Below are 17,268 nucleotides of genomic sequence, written 5' to 3'. Positions count from 1 at the left end.
GAACCCGTACCGTCCCCGTTTTGGTCCCGCGGGGCTGGGAGCGGGCTGTGAGTTTTCGACGGCTCAGGCGGAGGCGCGCACGAGGTCCAGGTTCGCGGTGGCGGTGCGGAGGATGTCGGCGACCGTGCGGTCGTCGGGGCGGCGCGCGACCTTCAGGCCGAGCCACGCGACGTCGCCGGCGGCGGTGAGGGCCGCCGCGACGTGGGCGCGGTCGAGCAGAGAGCGCGACGCGGGGTGGGTGTCCGCGATCGGGAGGTGCGCGTCGATCCACGGGTACCCGTAGGGGCTCTCCACGGGGGCGGCGCCGGAGAGGGCGAGCCCGGTCAGCAGGCCGGACGCCGCGGCGTCGGCGATCTGCGCGGTGACCGCGTCGGCATCGCGGAGCTCGATCGCGGAGCGCCCCCAGTTCAGCCACAGCCCCACCGGGACGTCGGCCAGGCGGATCGCGGCGATCTCGTCCGCGAGGGGCAGGAACCCCTTCTCGGGCGTCCGGTCCGGCACGTGCGCGTCGCAGTGCTCGATCGCCAGGACGGCGCCGGACCAGTCGAGCGCGGTCACCTCGTCGAGCGACCGGGCGAGGGCGGCGGCGTCTCCGGTCGCGCGCGGCGCGGTGTGCAGCGTGACCACCGCCACGTGGGCGGCGCTCTCGTCGCGGAGCCGGACGACGTCGGCGGCCACCCGGCGCAGATCGGCGACCGCGGCCGCACGGCCCTCGGCGTCGGGCGACGCGAGACCGTAGCGGGGGTCCTCCCCCACGCGGCGCATCACGAACGGCACGGGCGTGACCGCGAGCGGCACCCCGGGCACGTGCGCGAGGAACCAGTCGTCGTCGTGCGGGTGGAGGCCGCCCATCCACGGCACCTCGAGCCCCGCGACCCCGGGGAGGGCGCAGAGCGCCGGCAGCAGCTCGGCCTCCAACGCCGGATCCCACTGGGCGTGAGCGGGCGAGAGCGGGTAGGCGCTGACGAGCAGCGGTGCGGTCACGCCCTGGCCTCCGCGATGCCGTCGACGAACCACGACGTGAGGGTGGACGGGTGCGTGATCGCGGTGCCCACGCACACGGAGGCGGCACCGGCGCGGAGGGCCGCGGCGGCGTGCTCCGGGCGGTGCACGCGGCCCTCCGCCACGATCGGACGGGTGCAGCGCGCGGCGATCAGCTCGATCAGCTCCAGGTCGGGCCCGTCGGTCTTCGGCCGCTCGCCCGTGTACCCGGAGAGCGTGGTGCCGAGCAGGTCCGCCCCCGCCTCCTCCGCGGCGACCGCGTCGTCGAGCGAGCCGCAGTCGGCCATGATCAGCGCGTCGGTGTGGGCGCGGAGCCCGGCGATCGTCTGCGCGAGCGTGAGGCCGTCCGGCCGCGGTCGACGGGTGCCGTCGATCGCGACGATGTCGGCCCCGGCATCCGCCACGGCCCGCGCGTGTGCCAGGGTCGGGGTGATGAAGACGTCGGACTCGCCGTCCTTCCACAGGCCGACGACCGGCACCGGGAGGTCGGCGACCGCGCGGATGTCGTCGATGCCCTGCACCCGGATGCCCGCAGCACCGCCGGCGAGGGCGGCCGCGGCGACCTGCGCCATGGTGCGCGGGTCGCGCATGGCCTCGCCGGGGTAGGCCTGACACGAGACGATCAGGCGGCCGCGCAGCCGGTCGATGGTGTCGGTGAATCTCATGAGTTCCTCCAGGCCGATGCGGCGGCTCCCCGCAGCGGTGCGTCATCGCCGAGCGCACCCGGCAGGATCGGGGTGGACTGCAGCGCGTCGATGGCCTCGGCGCGGTACGCGGCGCGCATCGGACCCCACCACGCCTCGCCGATGTTCGGCACGCCCCCGGTGACGACGAAGCGCTCCGGGTCGAGGATCGTGGCGGCACCCGCGAGCGCACGGCCCACGGCGGCCGCGGACTCCTCGAGCGCGCGCCGGGCCACGGGGTCTCCGGCGGCGGCCGCGGTCGCGACACCGCGGGCGTCGCGGATCGTGGGGTCGCCACCGAGCGACAGGAAGTGCCGGTGCATGCCGATGCCGGAGCCGATCGCCTCCAGGTGACCGCGGCGACCGCAGGGGCAGCGCAGATGCTCGGCCCCGGCTGTCGGGAGGTGCGCGATCTCTCCCGCCACGTGATGGGCGCCGCGCGCCGCGCGGCCGTCGAGTATCAGCCCGGCGCCGACGCCCGTGCCGACCGCGACGATCAGGGCGCTCGCGGCCCCGGACGCCGCGCCGTGGCGGTGCTCCCCGGCGGCATGGGCGTCGACGTCGTTCTGCACGGCGACCACGGCGTCGGGCTGCAGCCGCGGACCGAGGGCCGCGCGCACGAGGGCGGCGAGCGGGGTGCCCGTCCAGTCGGCGAATGTGTCGGTGGCCGACACGATGGTGCCCGTCGACGCGTCGACGACCCCGGCCGTGCCGATGCCGACACCCGCGAGCGTCGTGCCATCGGGGAGCAGCCGCTCGGCCAGCGCGGCCACGGTCGCGACGACCGCGGCCGGCCCCTCGGCGGCGGGCGTGGGGGCCACCTCGGTGCGCAGCAGCACGTCCGAACGGTCGGCGACCGCCGCGGCCGTCTTGGTGCCGCCAATGTCGACGGCGAGGACGACCTCGCCCATCACACCGCGACCGGGAGCAGCCCGAGCTCGTCGAGGATGGCGCGGATGCCGGCGACCGCGTCGGCGTCGAGCGCCTGCACCGTGTCGGCCATGGTCGCGTGGTCGATGATGCCGCGGGCGTGCATGGCCGCCTTGAACGCGCCGACCCCGGTCGCGTCGCCGGAGAGGCCCCGCGGCTGGAACACGATGTCGAACAGGCGGTTGATGCGCTCCTGCTCGGCGCGGGCGGCCGTCCAGTCGCCCTGCTGCGCGGCGTTCCACAGGCGCACGTAGCCCGCAGCCTCGACGTTCGCGAGGCCCGGGACCACGCCGGCCGCGCCGACCAGGGCCATCGCGTCGACCACGACCTCGTGCCCGGTGAGCAGCTGCAGCGGGCGGGCGGCCGCCTCGTTCGCGGCGACCAGGCGGCGGAACGACACATCGTCGCCCGAGGAGTCCTTCACGCCCTGGATCACGCCCTCGGTGCCCAGCTGCACGAGCAGGTCGACCCCGAGCTTCGTGTGCACCCGGACGGGCACGTCATAGGCCCACAGCGGGGCGTCGATCGCGGCGGCGATGGTGCGGAAGTGGTCGGCGACCTCGGCGGCCGAGTTGAGCGTGTACAGCGGGGCGGTGGTGACGATGGCCTGCGCACCCGCCTCGACCAGGCGGCGGGCGGTCTCGATGATGCGCGGGGCGGTCAGCTCGATGGCGCCCGCGATCACCGGCACCCGGCCGGCGTTCGCGGCGACGATCGTGCGCAGCAGCTCGACGCGCTGGTCGTCGGTGAAGTACGCGGTCTCCCCGGTCGAGCCGAGCGCGAAGAGGCCGGAGACGCCCTCGTCGATCAGCCGTTCGACGAGCCGGGTGAGGGAGGCGTGGTCGATCGTGCCGTCCGGGAGGAGCGGGGTGGCGACGGGAGGGACGACGCCGGAGAACGAAGGGGCGGGGGAAGCAGAGGACATGTGTGTGTTCCGGTCGTTTCAGTGGTGGGGTTCGAGCAGCGAGGGCGCGGCGCCCAGCAGCGTTCTGGTGTAGGGATCGGCGGGATCGTCGAACACGCGGGCCGCGTCGCCGAACTCGACGACCTTCCCCCTGTTCATCACGGCGATCTCGTCGGAGAGGTAGCGCACGGTCTGGATGTCGTGGGAGATGAAGACCATGCCGAGGCCGAGCTGCTCCTTCAGGTCGGTGAGCAGGTTCAGGATCTGCGCGCGCACCGACACGTCGAGCGCGGAGGTGGGCTCGTCCGCGACGATCACCTGCGGGTCGAGCACCAGCGCGCGGGCGATCGCGACGCGCTGCCGCTGCCCGCCCGAGAGCTGACTGGGCAGGGCGTCGAGCGCGGAGGCGGGGAGCCCGACGAGCCCGACCAGGTCGCGCACCTTCCGCGACCGGGTCGCGGCGGTGCCGAGGCGGTGGACCTGCAGCGGGTCGAGCAGCGCGTCGCGCACCGTCATGCGGGCGTTCAGCGCGGTCGCGGGGTCTTGGAACACCACCGAGAGGATGCGTCCGAGGCGCTTGCGCACGGCGGGGGTGAACGAGCGCACGGGCTCGCCGTCGAACACGACCTGCCCGCTGGTGGGCTTCTCGAGTCCGATCAGCACCTTGGCCGAGGTCGACTTGCCCGATCCGGACTCGCCCACGATGCCGAGGGTCTGGCCGCGGCGCACCGTGAGGGAGACGCCGTCGAGCGCGTCGACGTAGCGGGGCCGGAACAGCGACGACGCCCGGGTCTTGTAACGGACGTGCACGTCCTGCAGCTGGATGACGGGGTCGCTCATCGTCCTGCTCCGATCGCCTCGACGGGCGCATCGTCGGGATGCGCGGAGTAGTAGTGCTCTGTGCCCTCGATGTGCCGCCGCACGGGCTCCACACCCGCGTACCGGGCGGGGTCGGACGAGCGCGGCGCGAAGCGGTCGCCCGCGGGGAAGTCGCGCGGCGACGGCACGACGCCCGACACCTGGTGCAGCCGGTCGGATCCGGCCTCGATCGACAGCACGGCCCCCAGGAGGCCCTGCGTGTACTCGTGCACCGGCTGCGTGAGCACCTCGCGCGTGGTGCCCTGCTCGACCACCTGCCCCGCGTACATGACGGTGATGCGGTGCGACAGCTCCGCGACCAGGGCGAGGTCGTGCGACACGAACACGAGGGCGAAGCCGAGCTCGCGCTGCAGCCGCATCAGCAGTTCCACGACCTGCGCCTGCACGGTCACGTCGAGGGCCGTGGTGGGCTCGTCGGCGATCACCAGGCGCGGGTCGCGCGTGAGGGCCATGGCGATCAGCACGCGCTGCCGCTGACCGCCCGACAGCTCGTGCGGGTACGAGGCGAGGGTGCGCTGCGGGTCGAGCCCGACCAGCTCCAGCAGCTCCTCGGCGGTGCGGGTGCCGCCGCGCGAGGTCAGCTGCTTCATCTGCGAGCGGATCAGCATCGCCGGGTTCAGCGAGCTCAGTGCGTCCTGGTAGACCATCGCGATGTCGTGTCCGCGGAGGGCGTTGCGCTCCCTCGGGGACATCTGCAGCAGGTCCTTGCCGTCGAACAGGATGCGTCCGCGGATGTCGGCCTTCGGGTCGAGCAGGCCCATGATCGCGAGCGAGGTGATGGACTTGCCGCAGCCCGACTCGCCCACGAGCGACATGGTCTCGCCGGGGCGCACGGTGAAGCTGACGTGGTCGACCACGTTCACGTCGCCGTGGCGCGGGAAGGAGATGCACAGGTCCTGCACCTCGAGCAGCGGGGCCCGGTCGCCCGCGTAGACGAGGCGGTCGGTGCGGTCGAGCTCGCGGGCGCGCAGCTCGGCCAGGCGCGCGGCGAGCGGCACGGCCTCGGCGGTGGGCACGAGCACGTCGGGCACGCCGCTGGGTACGGACAGGTTCACGGACGTGTCGACGGTGGGGATCACGTGCGTGTCGTCGGGGGCGGTCGCGGCCTCCAGCTCCTGCGTCGACTCCTCGGTGTTCGCGGCGTCCGCGGTGACCTTGCGGGCGCGCGGCGACACCATCGCGTCGGTCATGCCCTCGGACAGGATGTTGAGGCACAGGACCGTGATCATGATGAGGATGCCGGGGAAGAAGGTCGCCCACCACGCACCGCTCATGAGGAGGTTGCGGCCGGCGGCGATCACGTTGCCCCAGGACGGCTCGGGGTCGGGCACCCCGGCCTGGAGGAACGACAGCGATGCCTCGAACACGATCGCGTCGGCGACGAGCACCGTGGCGAACACGAGCACGGGGGCCATCGCGTTGCGGGCGACGTGCCGCACGATGATGCGCGGGGTGCCCGCTCCCATCACCCGCACGGCGGAGACGTAGTCCTCGCCGTACTGGTCGAGGATGTTGGCGCGAACGATGCGGGTCAGCTGGGGCACGTAGAGGAACGCGATGGTGAGGACCAGCACAGGGAGGGACTTGCCGAACACGGCCACGAACACGGCGGCGAGCGCGATGCCGGGGAACGACATGATGACGTCCATGACGCGCATCAGCGTCTCGGAGATCCACTTGGGCGCGGTCGCGGCGATCGTGCCGAGCACACAGGCGACGGCGAGGGCCACGAGGGTCGCGCCCAGGCCGATCACGAGCGAGTAGCGGGCGCCGTAGACCAGGCGCGAGAAGATGTCGCGGCCCTGACGGTCGGTGCCGAACCAGTGCTCGGGGCTCGGCGGCTGCACGGGGGTGCCCGAGGCCAGCGGGTCGTAGGGCGAGATCAGCGGGGCCAGGACGGCGGCCAGCGCGATGAGCGCGAGCACCGTCAGGCAGATGATCGAGCCGAGGGAGAGGCGGCCCCAGCGGAGGCCGGGGACGGAGAGTCGTTCCGTGAGTCTGCGTCGCATGTCACACCGCCCGGATTCGAGGATTGATGAGCACGTACAGGAGGTCGACGATGATGTTGATCACGACGAACGCGAGGGCGACCGCGAGCGTCACTCCCTGCACGAGGTTGGGTTCGTTGTTGGTGACGCCGTTGAGGATCAGCGTTCCCATGCCGGGGATCGCGAAGATGATCTCGATCACCACGGCCCCGCCGAGCAGGTAGCCGATGCGCAGGCCGAGCACGGTGACGGGGGTGATGAGGGCGTTGCGCAGCACGTTGCGGCCGACCACGATCACGCGGGGGATCCCGGCGCCGAGCGCGGTGCGCACGTAGTCGCGGTCGAGCTCCTCGACCATCGAGGTGCGTACGACGCGCGAGAGCTGGCCGATCACGGGGACGGCGAGGGCGACGGCGGGGAGCGTCATGCGGGCGAGCCAGCCCGACGGATCGGTCCAGAAGTCGGGCAGGGGGCCGGACGCCGGCAGCAGTCCGAGCCCGAGCGTGAAGAGCTGGATGAGCAGGATCGCGAGCCAGAACGAGGGCGTGGAGAGGGCGGCGACGCCGAACACGCGGATGACCTGGTCGGGCCAGCGGTCGCGGTAGACGGCGGCGAGCACACCGATCGCGAACGCCACGATCACGGCGATGAGCAGGCCGAGGAAGGTCAGCGCCAGGGTCACGGGGAACGCGCGGGCCACCTCGTCGATCACGGGCAGGCTGCGGGCGGAGTAGGTGCCGAGGTCGCCCTGCACGAGGCCGAACAGGAAGTTCACGTAGCGCACGAACAGCGGAAGGTTCAGTCCGTGCTCTTCGCGGTAGGCCTCGAGGGCTTCGGGGGACGCGGTCTCACCGAGCGCGGTGCGCGCCGGGTCGACGGGCGAGAACGACATCACGAAGAAGACCAGGAACGTGATGCCGAGGATCATCAGCGGCAGCTGCAGCAGTCGCCGGCCGATGAGGCGGAGCGTGTTGGACACGTGCCGCTCCTTCCGGGTGGGGGTGGTGGCGGGGACGCGCTCTTCGGGCGAGCGCGCCCCCGCGGGGTGGGGCCGGGGCTACTTCGCCGCCACGCCGACGTCGAGGAACGACAGGCCGGTGGTGGGGACGGGCTGGAAGCCGACGAGCTCCTGGCTGCTCCAGGCGGTGGGCAGCTTGCGGTGGAACAGCGGGTACAGCACGGCCTGGTCGGAGATCAGGTCGAACGCCTGGTCCCAGGTCTTCTGCTGCTCGTCGCCCTCCTGGGTCACGGCGGTGTCGAGGAGCGTGCGCAGCTCGGCGTACTCGGGCGAGTCGGCCCAGGCGGTGCGCGTCTGGGTCCAGACGTTCTCGCCGTACCACCAGTTCATGAGCAGGTCGGGGTCGACGCCGAACACCGACGGGTCACCGGGGGCGATGGCGACGGTGTAGTCGCCGGAGTCGATCTTCTCGTACATCGACGCGGACTGGCTGATGTCGAGCGTGGTGTCGATGCCGATCGCGTCGAGCGACTCCTTGATGAGCGGGGCGACCTCCTTGACCCAGCCGGTGTCGGTCATGCGGAGCGTGATGGCGAGGTCGGAGACCCCGGCCTCGTCGAGCAGCTCCTTCGCCTTGTCGGGGTCGTAGGTGTAGACGGTGGACGCCTCGTGGTAGTTCGGGTAGTCCTCGGGCAGGAACGAGGTGGCGGGGGTGGCGTTGCCGAGCATGCCGGTCTCGATGATCTTGTCCATGTCGAGCGCGTAGTGCAGCGCCTGGCGCACGCGCACGTCGTCGAAGGGCGCGGCCTTCGTGTTGAACATCATGAACAGCAGGCCGAACGACTGCACGCTCTCCACGTCGGCGGAGGCGGCGAGCGCGTCGGCGTCGATGTAGGGCACGTCCTCGATGGCCTGCACGGTGCCGGTCGACATCGCGGTGACGCGGGCGGAGGCGTCGGCGAGCAGGTTCCAGTTCATGCCGGCGGCGAGGGCGGGGCGCGGGCCGTTGTAGTCGTCGTAGCGCTCGAAGACGAGCTTGTCCTCGGGCACCGCGGAGACCAGGGAGTACGGGCCGGATCCGACGGGGTTCGCACCGAAGTCCTCGGGGTCGGCCTCGACCACGGCCTTCGGCACGATCTTGACGACGCCGAGGCGGTCGTCGATCAGCGAGAACGGGTAGTCGGTGGTGATGCGGACCGTGTCCTCGTCGACGGCGGTGACGGTGTCGATGAAGTCGACGAACGAGCGGAACAGCGAGTTGTTGGCCGGGTCGAGCACGCGCTCGTAGCTGAAGACCACGTCGTCGGCGGTGACCGGGTCGCCGTTCTGGAACGTGGCGCCCTCGCGGAGGTCGATCTCGTAGGTGGTGTCGTCGACCTTGGTCGGGAAGTCGGCGGCGAGCGCGGGGGCGGCCTCCTGCGTGACCGGGTCGAGGTCGACGAGGCCCTCGAAGATGTGCCAGTTGGCGGAGACCGTGACGGCGCCGGAGGCGACCATCGGGTCGAAGCTGCCGTTGAGCGTGTAGGAGATGCCGGCCTCGATGATGCCGTCGGGGTCGACCTCGCTCGCGGCGGGGCTCTCGTCCGGCGTGCTGGCGGCGCCGCCGCCGCAGCCGGCGAGGGCGAGGGACGCGGCGACCGTGCCGGCGACCGCCATCGCGAATCGACCCGCGCGGCGGCGGGTGATGTGTCGGTTCATGTGTGCTCCAGGGTGAAGGGGGGGACATCTTAAGGACATCTGATGTCTGATGTCTGATGTACTCTAAACACACGTTCGATCAGATCACAAGAGTGAGATGATCGGAGCGTTTTCTGTCAGGCACGAGAGGGGCCCCATGAAGTCCACCACGGGGAGGGCATCGCGCATGCGCCGTGCCACGACGGCCGACCAGATCAAGCAGCTCATCCTCACGCGCGGGCTCACCCCCGGCGACCCGCTGCCCACCGAGGCCGAGCTGTGCGAGGAGCTCGACGTGTCGCGCTCCTCCGTCCGCGAGGCCATCCGCACGCTCTCCACCCTCGACATCGTCGACGTCCGCCACGGCCACGGCACCTACGTCGGCCCGATGTCGCTCGACCCGATGGTGGAGGCGCTCGTGTTCCGCGGCGTGCTCTCGCCCGAGGGGTCGCTGCAGGCGCTGCGCGAGGTGGTGGAGGTGCGCCTCGCCCTCGACCTGTCGATGGCCGAGCGCGTGGTCGAGGCCGCCCAGGCACAGGAGGATCCGGAGCTGGACGAGCTCGTGGCCGACATGGTCGACAAGGCCGGGCGCGGCGAGTACTTCCTCGAAGAGGACAGGGCCTTCCACACGCGGCTGTTCGGCGCGATCGACAACCGCCTGGTCGGACAGCTCGTCGGCGCATTCTGGGACGTGCACACCGCGGTGCTCCCGCAGCTCGGCATCGCCCAGCCCGACGACATCACTCAGACCGCCCAGGCGCACGGCGACATGCTCGACGCGGCACGCGCCGGCGACGTGGAGCGGTACCGCCGGGCCGTGATCGAGCACTACCAGCCGCTGCAGCGCGTGCTCGCCACCGCGGAGGACGCACGGGCCTGACCCCGGGAGTCGGTAGTCTGACCTTCCCCCCACCGGAAAGAGGACTGCCATGTCCGTTGGACTGCTCGCCGTCGTCGACGACATCCTGAGCGCGGCCATGAAGGCCTCCGCCAAGGCCGCCGGCGTCGTGATCGACGACGCCGCCGTCACCCCGCAGTACGTGCAGGGCATCACGCCGGCGCGTGAGCTCCCGGTGGTGGGGAAGATCGCGCTCGGGTCGCTGGTGAACAAGTTCGTCATCATCATCCCGATCGCGCTGCTGCTCACGGCATTCGCCCCGTGGGTGCTCCCGTACCTGCTGATCCTGGGCGGCTCGTACCTGTGCTTCGAGGGCGCCGAGAAGGTGCTCGAGTGGTTCGGGGTGCAGCACGGTCATGCCGACGAGGGCGCGCGCGACGAGCGCAAGCTCGTGTTCGGCGCCATCCGCACCGACCTCATCCTGTCGACCGAGATCATGCTCATCTCGCTGGCCAGCCTCGACAAGGGCCTCGACGTCTGGTCGACACTGGCGATCCTCGCCGTGATCGCGCTGCTGATGACGGTGGCGGTGTACGGCGTGGTCGCGCTGCTGGTGAAGATCGACGACATCGGGCTGAAGATGGCGAAGAACCCGGTGCAGCGGGTGCGCCACACCGGCACCCGGATCGTGCGGTCGATGCCGGCCGTGTTCCGCTTCATCAGCGTGCTGGGCACGGTCGCGATGCTCTGGGTCGGCGGTCACCTGGTGCTGATCAACCTCGGTGAGGTCGGCCTGCACGCCCCGGCCGACGTGCTGCACGCGGTCGAGCACGCGCTCGAACCCCTCGGCGGCGTCGTGGTGTGGATCGTCGACACCCTCATCTCCGCGATCGCCGGCCTCGTGTGGGGCCTCGTGATCGTCGGGATCGTGCTGGGCATCGCGCGCCTCTTCGGCAAGAAGCCGAGCTTCCACGAGGGCGAGACCTCCCCCGCCGACGTCCACGCCTGAGCGCGTCGCACCCGGGGAGACCGGTCGCACCAGGGGATGTTCGGGGTGAAATGTTAGATTTCACCGATGCGCCCACGTCCGCCGTCGCCGATCACCGTCACCTCCTTCGCTGCAGACCGGTGGTTCCGGGCGCAGGGGCTCCCGACCTTCGTGCCCTGGCGTCGCTGGTTCCATGACATCGTGCCGCGGTCGGCGCCGCTCATCGCCGCCACGTCCGTCTACTGGACCCTCGCGGGCGACGGGATCGACGACTTCTCGTTCGCCCTGCACCTGCTCGTGGAGACCAAGGACGGCACGGGCCTCGCGTTCGCGATCCTCGCCGCGCTGCTGACCAGTCTCGTCCTCGCCTGGGCCGGGTTCGCCGTGGTGCGCGTCACGCTCCGCCACCTGCGCGGGGTTCGACGCACGGCGGCCGCGATGGTGGTCATCGCTCTCTGCGCTGCCGGCGTGATGCTCGAAGGAGGCGTCACCGAGGGCGCGCCCGCAGCGCCGGTCGCGGAATCCCTCTCGATCGTCGCGGGGAGCGTGCTGCTGGTCGCGTTCGGCGGCGGCGCGCTGCTGTCGTGGGCCACGAGGCTCGCAGCCCGCAACCTCGCCGCGATCGGGCACATGGCGACCATCGCACTTCCCGTCATCCTCATGCTCGTGCTGTTCGCGTTCTTCTCGGTCGAGGTCTGGCAGATGGCATCCGTGCTGTCGTGGTCCGCGCTCGGGCTCCTGGCACTGGTGGTGGCCGCGCTCGCCGGCGCGGTCGTGCTGCAGGTGAGCGCGACCGAGGTCGACCCGGCGACGCTCGCGCTCACCGTCGACGAGGAGCGCGACCTGCTGCGGGGCACACCGGCCGAGGGTCGCCCGGCGTCGACGGATCCAGCGTCGACCGTCGGCCGTCCCCAGCGGATCAACATGCTGCTCGCGATGACCCTCGCGCACCTCGTCCAGGCGGCCGTCTTTGCTCTGCTGCTCGCCGTGCTGCTCGTTCTCATCGGGGCGATCGCCGTTCCTCCGGATCTCGCGCAGACCTGGCTGGGTGATCCCATGTCGGTGCACGCGCTCGTGGTGCAGCCGCTCGTGGTGCAGGGCGTGGCACTTCCGCTCACGGTCAACCTCCTCAAGGCGGCGACGCTGGTCGCCATCGTCTCGGCGCTGCCGTTCGTGTTCTCGGCCGTGAGCGAGAGCCGCTACCGCGCCCGCTTCTCGGAACCGATCGTGGCCGACATGCGGCGCGCGATCCTCGTCCGCGCTGCGCTGTCCGACTCCGAGCGCATCGGCTGACCGCCGGGGCCACGGCGGGTCGCCCGACCAGCCCGGGCGCTGCGCTTCACCCCCGGCGGGCCGCGCCGAATCGGTCGGCCTCGACCCCGCGGGCCTGTTCCCCACCCTGTCCATGACGCGACGCGCTGGTCACCCCCGATAGAGTGCGGAACGTGACTGCATCCCCGTCTCGACCCTGCTGGTGAGCGCCCCATGACCGCCGTGCAGCTCAGGCCAGCCCACGATGCCGACCTCGACACGATCACCGAGATCCACAACCACGCCGTCGTGCACACCACGGCGATCTGGAACGAGGAGGCGGTGGACCGCGCCGACCGCGCCGCGTGGCTCGCCGACCGGACCGCCCGCGGGTACCCGGTGATCGTCGCCGCCGACGACACCGGCGTGCTCGGCTACGCGTCGTACGCGCAGTGGCGGCCGCACAGCGGCTACCGGCTCACGGTCGAGCACTCCGTCTACGTGCGGGGTGATCAGCGCGGCCGCGGCATCGGCCGAGCGCTCATGGAGGAGCTCATCGCTCACGCGCGCACCGCCGGGATGCACGTGATGATTGGCGGGGTGGAGAGCGGGAACGCGGCGTCGATCGCGCTGCACGAGCGCCTCGGCTTCCGCGAGGTCGGACGCATGCCGCAGGTGGGCACGAAGTTCGGCCGCTGGCTCGACCTCAGCATGCTGCAGCTCGTGCTCGACGACCGCCCCTCGCCCGACGCGCGCCCCGGCACCGAGGACTGACGCCGGTGGACCTGCTGCAGTGGCTCGTCGACGCCTTCGATTCGCAGTGGCTGCTGCCGGGCGGGCAGACCCTGCTGGTGCGCGAAGTGGTGGGCAACGCGTTCGGACTGGCGAGCGCGCTCGGCGGCATGCGGCGCAAGGTGTGGGCGTGGCCGGTCGGCATCGTCGGCAACCTGCTGCTGCTGACCGTGTTCCTCGGTTCGGCGCTCAGCCCCGACCCCTCGCTCCCCCACCTGCTCGGCCAGGCCGGCCGGCAGGTCATGTTCATCGCCGTCGCGGTGTACGGCTGGATCCGCTGGCGCAACGCCGAGGGCGGCCGCGTGGTGCCGCGGTGGGCGCCGACGAGGGCCCGCGTCGGAATCGTGCTGGTGATGATCGTCGGCACGGTCGCGCTCACCCCCGTGTTCCGCGCGCTCGGGTCGTGGGAGCCGGTGTGGGCCGACGCCTGGACGTTCGTCGGCTCGCTCCTGGCCACGTACGGCATGGCGAAGGGGTGGACGGAGTTCTGGCTCATCTGGATCGCCGTGGACGTGGTCGGCGTGCCGCTGCTGTTCAGCTCCGGCTACTACGCGACCGGCCTCATGTACGTGTTCTACGGCGTGTTCACCGCGGTCGGGTTCGTGATCTGGTGGCGGGCGCAGCGCCGTGCCGACCACGGGATCGAGATCCTGCCTCCCGACCCCAGCCCCCGACGCCTCGACGAGGACGCCCTCTGACCTCGTTGCGGATGTACATTTCAGCCCCCGAAACGTACAATGGCCTTATGTCCACGATCAGCGTCGCCGATGCGCGCAGCAACCTCTCCACGGTCATCACCGACTCCCAGAAGGAGGCGGTGTTCATCGAACGTCGCGGGCAGCTCGCCGCCGTCGTGATCAGTCCCGAGCAGTACGAACGCATGATGGAGGCGCTCGAGGACGCGGAGGACGTGGCCGCCTTCGACGAGGCCATGGCCGAGGAGGGCCCGAGCATCCCGTGGTCCCAGGTGAAGGCCGACCTGGGCTGGTCGTGAGCTACCGCATCGAACTGCGCCCCGCTGCCGTCCGCGCCCTGAAGAAGATCGATCACCAGCACCGCGATCGGATCCGCGGTGCGATCGCCCTCCTCGGTGAGAATCCGCGGCCGCCGGGCGCGAAGGCGCTGCAGGGCCGCGACGGCCTCCGCGTCCGCGTCGGCGACTACCGCATCATTTACACCGTGCATGACGAGGTGCTGATCGTCGCGGTCGTGACCCTCGGGCACCGCCGCGACGTCTACGACCGCTGACCCTGACCGCCGCCCTCGCGATTGTTTCGGTGCGTGTCGGCGGTGCTCGACCGCGGCCCCGTGTGTCCCGTTTCATGGGTCGCATGACCCGACAGATCCGCTTCAACGCCTTCGACATGAACTGCGTCGCCCACCAGTCGTCCGGGCTGTGGCGGCACCCCGACGACCGGTCGCGGCAGTACAACACGATCTCGTACTGGACCGAGCTGGCGACACTGCTGGAGAGCGCGACCTTCGACGGCATCTTCATCGCCGACGTGCTCGGCACCTACGACGTGTACGGCGGCACCAACGAGGCCGCCATCCGTAATGGCGCCCAGGTGCCGGTGAACGACCCGATCCTGCTCGTGAGCGCGATGGCCGCCGTGACCGAGCACCTCGGCTTCGGCATCACGGCCGGCACGGCGTTCGAGCACCCCTACCCGTTCGCACGGCGGCTCAGCACGCTCGACCACCTCACGCAGGGCCGCATCGGCTGGAACGTCGTCACCGGCTACCTGCCCAGCGCCGCCCGCAACATGGGCCAGGAGGATCAGCTCGGTCACGACGACCGCTACGACCACGCCGACGAGTACGTCGAGGTGCTGTACAAGCTGTGGGAGGGGTCGTGGGAGGACGACGCCGTGGTCGAGGACCGCGAGCGCGGCATCTTCACCGACCCCGCCAAGGTGCACCCGATCCGGCACGAGGGCACCCACTTCCGTGTGCCGGGCATTCACATCTCCGAGCCGTCGCCGCAGCGCACCCCCGTCATCTACCAGGCCGGTGCGAGCCCCCGCGGCGTGCGGTTCGCGGCCGAGAACGCCGAGGCGATCTTCGTCGCCGCCCCGTCGAAGGAGGTGCTGGCCGGCATCGTGAAGCGCATCCGCGACGCCCTCGAGGCGGCGGGACGCGACCGCTACGACGCCCGCATCTACACGCTGCTGACCGTGATCACGGCGGCAACGAGCGAGGAGGCGACCGCGAAGCACGCGGAGTACCTGTCGTATGCGAGTCCCGAGGGGGCCCTCACGTTCATGTCGGGCTGGATGGGCGTCGACCTGTCGCAGTACGGCGAAGACGAACCCGTGGGGAACGTGGAGTCCAACGCGATCCAGTCGGTGCTCCAGCACCTGAAGGAGGAGGCGGATCTCGGCCGGGAGTGGACGGTCGGCGACTTCGGGCGGCACAACGCCATCGGCGGACTCGGACCCACGGTCGTCGGCTCGGGCGAGGAGATCGCCGACGAGCTGCAGTCGTGGGTGGAGCAGACCGACATCGACGGCTTCAACCTCGCCTACGCGGTCACGCCCGGCACGTGGCAGGACGTGATCGAGCACGTGATCCCGGTGCTGCGCGAGCGCGGCGCGTACCCCGAGGAGTACACGCCCGGCACGCTGCGCCACAAGCTCCACGGGCGCGGCGACCGCGTGCAGGACACGCACCGCGCCGCGCAGTACCGCGTGGGGGCGGCGGCGCGGGCCTGAGCGGCGTCAGTCGGCGTCGCGGGCGAACAGGTTCCGCAGCACGAGGAACACCACGACGGCCACGACCGCGACGATCGCGAGCTTCGCGATGAACCACAGCACCGAGAACAGGGCGCTGACGATCCACCACGCGATCACGACAGCGAGGATCACGCCGAGCACGGTCCAGATGTTCTTGGTCATACGTCCAGCCTAGGGGCGCGGGCCGCGGGATCCTCCCCTCCCGGACCGCCGGCTCCGGCGGGCGTCGCGGTGTCCGTGCCGCCCGCGCGCTCGGTGTCGGCGAGCAGTGCATGCAGGCTGCCCGCCGCCGCCAGCAGCGCGACGCTGCGGCGGGTGAGGGCGTCGAGTCGGGCGGCGAGGATGCTCTGCAGCCCTCCGCTCTCGCCGTGCGCCCGTAGCTCCTCCAGGATCCGGGTGATGGCCGGGATCCCGTAGCCGCCCGACCGGAGTGCGGCGACCACGCGGGCCTCGGTGATCGCGCCCGAGCCGTAGCGGCGGGCGCTCCTGCCGTCGCGCATCGGGCGGATGAGCCCCTCGCGCTCCCAGTGGCGCAGCGCCGAGGTCCGCACGCCGAGAGCCTGGGCGAGCTCACCGACGGTCATCTCGTCGGCGTCGTCGAACACGTCGTCGGCGTCGGACACCGCGACCTCCAGACCGCGCAGCGCCTCCCGCAGCCGGCTGCGCTCGTCGGCGAGGTCGGCGTGGAGGGCATCGATGCGCTCGGCGGCCCGTTCGACCGACGACCGGATGAGCATCGGCATGAGCGCGCGGGCCGCCACCGGACCGATAGCCGCGGCGAGCTGCCGGTACGCCCGCGCCGCGGTCTCGTGCCGTGCACCGTAGCGCCGGTAGCCGTTCGCCGCGCGGACCGCCGGGGGAATGATGCCGAGCCGCTCCAGGTCGCGGACCTGCTGCACCGAATAGCCGACGCTCCGGCCGATCTCCGCCGTGCTCCTGACCCGCTCTGGAGGGTTGCTCACCCATAACCCCCTGTTCTCCGCAGCTAAGTCTCCATAAGCACTGCAACCGGACTATTGAAGCATGGACAGACAGCAGATCATCGAGGCCGTGCGATCGTTCGACGGCGCGCTCGCCATGACACCGCAGCCGGGGAGCGAGTTCCCTGAGCTGTCGTGGGGCGACGCCTACTTCTTCTTCGCCCCCGACGGACGGATGCCCGAGCGCACGCAGCCCTTCGGCACCATCATCACGAAGGACTACCCGGACGACGCGTCGTCGGACCTCACCGCGACCGGACGGTTCCGCGTCAACATCCACGTCGGCCGGGAGCGCGCCGCGGCCCTGGTGCCGTCCGACCCCGAGCCGACAGCGTCCGACGTGTTCCGCCGCCATCCGCTGTACGGCGACGCGGGGTGGGTCTGCGTGATCGAACCGGGCGAGCGGACCGCCGACACCGTGCTCGACCTGCTCCGCGAAGCACACGACACCGCCCGCCGCCGGGCCGAGCGCCGAGGGCGGTGACGGTGGGTACCGCTCAGGGCATGACCGAGGGGCAGCGCCGGACCGTCGCCGTGTGGGCCGCGGACTGCGCCGACCGCGTGCTGCCGCTGTTCGAGGCGGAGGCCCCCGGCGATGACCGCCCGCGCGACGCCATCGCCAGGACCAGGGCCTTCGCACGGGGGGAGCTCTCCGCCGCGGGT

At 71.5% G+C, this 17,268-nt stretch carries 20 protein-coding genes; 10 read left to right on the top strand and 10 right to left on the bottom strand.

Annotation, left to right across the window (positions count from 1 at the left end; all coding sequences use genetic code 11):
• Positions 1–63: 63 nt before the first annotated feature.
• From ACWGQ1_RS17240 to ACWGQ1_RS17205, 8 genes are all read right to left on the bottom strand, one after another.
• Positions 64–984, bottom strand: coding sequence for a DUF4862 family protein (locus tag ACWGQ1_RS17240; RefSeq protein WP_168442759.1), 921 nt, complete (start codon positions 982–984; stop codon positions 64–66).
• Positions 981–1,667, bottom strand: a complete 687-nt coding sequence (locus tag ACWGQ1_RS17235) for a putative N-acetylmannosamine-6-phosphate 2-epimerase (protein ID WP_452313429.1) — start codon at positions 1,665–1,667, stop codon at positions 981–983. Before ACWGQ1_RS17235 ends, ACWGQ1_RS17240 begins: the two co-directional genes overlap by 4 nt.
• A complete protein-coding gene (locus tag ACWGQ1_RS17230) occupies positions 1,664–2,596 on the bottom strand; it encodes an ROK family protein (protein WP_452313428.1) in 933 nt (310 codons plus the stop codon). Before ACWGQ1_RS17230 ends, ACWGQ1_RS17235 begins: the two co-directional genes overlap by 4 nt.
• A complete protein-coding gene (locus ACWGQ1_RS17225; RefSeq protein ID WP_452313427.1) occupies positions 2,596–3,540 on the bottom strand; it encodes a dihydrodipicolinate synthase family protein in 945 nt (314 codons plus the stop codon). The genes ACWGQ1_RS17230 and ACWGQ1_RS17225 overlap by 1 nt, the downstream gene beginning before the upstream one ends.
• An 18-nt stretch (positions 3,541–3,558) precedes the next feature.
• Positions 3,559–4,359: an ABC transporter ATP-binding protein gene (locus ACWGQ1_RS17220; RefSeq protein ID WP_136035577.1), complete on the bottom strand. Its 801-nt coding sequence runs from the start codon at positions 4,357–4,359 to the stop codon at positions 3,559–3,561.
• Positions 4,356–6,407: an oligopeptide/dipeptide ABC transporter ATP-binding protein gene (locus ACWGQ1_RS17215; protein WP_452313426.1), complete on the bottom strand. Its 2,052-nt coding sequence runs from the start codon at positions 6,405–6,407 to the stop codon at positions 4,356–4,358. Before ACWGQ1_RS17215 ends, ACWGQ1_RS17220 begins: the two co-directional genes overlap by 4 nt.
• Position 6,408: 1 nt before the next feature.
• Positions 6,409–7,365, bottom strand: coding sequence for an ABC transporter permease (locus tag ACWGQ1_RS17210; RefSeq protein ID WP_136031948.1), 957 nt, complete (start codon positions 7,363–7,365; stop codon positions 6,409–6,411).
• A gap of 78 nt (positions 7,366–7,443) precedes the next feature.
• Positions 7,444–9,042 carry an ABC transporter substrate-binding protein gene (locus tag ACWGQ1_RS17205; RefSeq protein WP_136031946.1) on the bottom strand — a complete coding sequence of 533 codons (1,599 nt, stop codon included), beginning with the start codon at positions 9,040–9,042 and terminating at the stop codon, positions 7,444–7,446.
• A gap of 136 nt (positions 9,043–9,178) precedes the next feature.
• On the opposite strand from ACWGQ1_RS17205, the gene ACWGQ1_RS17200 reads away from it, so the two are divergent.
• The 8 genes from ACWGQ1_RS17200 (at position 9,179) to ACWGQ1_RS17165 (ending at position 15,604) form a co-directional block, all read left to right on the top strand.
• Positions 9,179–9,901: a FadR/GntR family transcriptional regulator gene (locus ACWGQ1_RS17200; protein ID WP_240745299.1), complete on the top strand. Its 723-nt coding sequence runs from the start codon at positions 9,179–9,181 to the stop codon at positions 9,899–9,901.
• A 49-nt stretch (positions 9,902–9,950) separates the two neighbouring features.
• Positions 9,951–10,868 (top strand): DUF808 domain-containing protein, encoded by a 918-nt coding sequence (locus tag ACWGQ1_RS17195; RefSeq protein ID WP_136031943.1) that lies wholly within the window; start codon positions 9,951–9,953, stop codon positions 10,866–10,868.
• Positions 10,869–10,934: 66 nt separating this feature from the next.
• Positions 10,935–12,140 carry a hypothetical protein gene (locus ACWGQ1_RS17190; protein WP_452313425.1) on the top strand — a complete coding sequence of 402 codons (1,206 nt, stop codon included), beginning with the start codon at positions 10,935–10,937 and terminating at the stop codon, positions 12,138–12,140.
• Between the two features lie 192 nt (positions 12,141–12,332).
• Positions 12,333–12,872 carry a GNAT family N-acetyltransferase gene (locus tag ACWGQ1_RS17185; protein ID WP_452313424.1) on the top strand — a complete coding sequence of 180 codons (540 nt, stop codon included), beginning with the start codon at positions 12,333–12,335 and terminating at the stop codon, positions 12,870–12,872.
• A 5-nt stretch (positions 12,873–12,877) separates the two neighbouring features.
• Positions 12,878–13,588, top strand: coding sequence for a nicotinamide riboside transporter PnuC (pnuC, locus tag ACWGQ1_RS17180; RefSeq protein WP_452313423.1), 711 nt, complete (start codon positions 12,878–12,880; stop codon positions 13,586–13,588).
• Positions 13,589–13,635: 47 nt separating this feature from the next.
• Positions 13,636–13,884 (top strand): type II toxin-antitoxin system Phd/YefM family antitoxin, encoded by a 249-nt coding sequence (locus ACWGQ1_RS17175; protein WP_247982425.1) that lies wholly within the window; start codon positions 13,636–13,638, stop codon positions 13,882–13,884.
• On the top strand, positions 13,881–14,138 hold the full coding sequence (locus ACWGQ1_RS17170; RefSeq protein ID WP_247982426.1) for a type II toxin-antitoxin system RelE family toxin: 258 nt from the start codon (positions 13,881–13,883) through the stop codon (positions 14,136–14,138). The genes ACWGQ1_RS17175 and ACWGQ1_RS17170 overlap by 4 nt, the downstream gene beginning before the upstream one ends.
• 83 nt (positions 14,139–14,221) lie before the next feature.
• On the top strand, positions 14,222–15,604 hold the full coding sequence (locus tag ACWGQ1_RS17165; RefSeq protein ID WP_452313422.1) for an NtaA/DmoA family FMN-dependent monooxygenase: 1,383 nt from the start codon (positions 14,222–14,224) through the stop codon (positions 15,602–15,604).
• Positions 15,605–15,610: 6 nt separating this feature from the next.
• Here the strand turns inward: ACWGQ1_RS17165 and ACWGQ1_RS17160 are convergent, their stop codons facing one another.
• Positions 15,611–15,787: a hypothetical protein gene (locus tag ACWGQ1_RS17160; protein WP_168387206.1), complete on the bottom strand. Its 177-nt coding sequence runs from the start codon at positions 15,785–15,787 to the stop codon at positions 15,611–15,613.
• Positions 15,784–16,587, bottom strand: a complete 804-nt coding sequence (locus tag ACWGQ1_RS17155; protein WP_452313421.1) for a MerR family transcriptional regulator — start codon at positions 16,585–16,587, stop codon at positions 15,784–15,786. Before ACWGQ1_RS17155 ends, ACWGQ1_RS17160 begins: the two co-directional genes overlap by 4 nt.
• A gap of 61 nt (positions 16,588–16,648) precedes the next feature.
• On the opposite strand from ACWGQ1_RS17155, the gene ACWGQ1_RS17150 reads away from it, so the two are divergent.
• Together ACWGQ1_RS17150 and ACWGQ1_RS17145 are read left to right on the top strand one after the other, a co-directional pair.
• On the top strand, positions 16,649–17,089 hold the full coding sequence (locus ACWGQ1_RS17150) for a DUF6194 family protein (RefSeq protein ID WP_136036230.1): 441 nt from the start codon (positions 16,649–16,651) through the stop codon (positions 17,087–17,089).
• Positions 17,090–17,109: 20 nt separating this feature from the next.
• Positions 17,110–17,268 (top strand): putative immunity protein (locus ACWGQ1_RS17145; RefSeq protein ID WP_452313436.1); only part of this gene is annotated, 159 nt, incomplete at its 3' end.

This window comes from Microbacterium sp. NPDC055599 (assembly GCF_053618975.1).
Note: the sequence above shows the minus strand (reverse complement) of the source record. Positions and strands in the feature narration are given on the sequence as shown.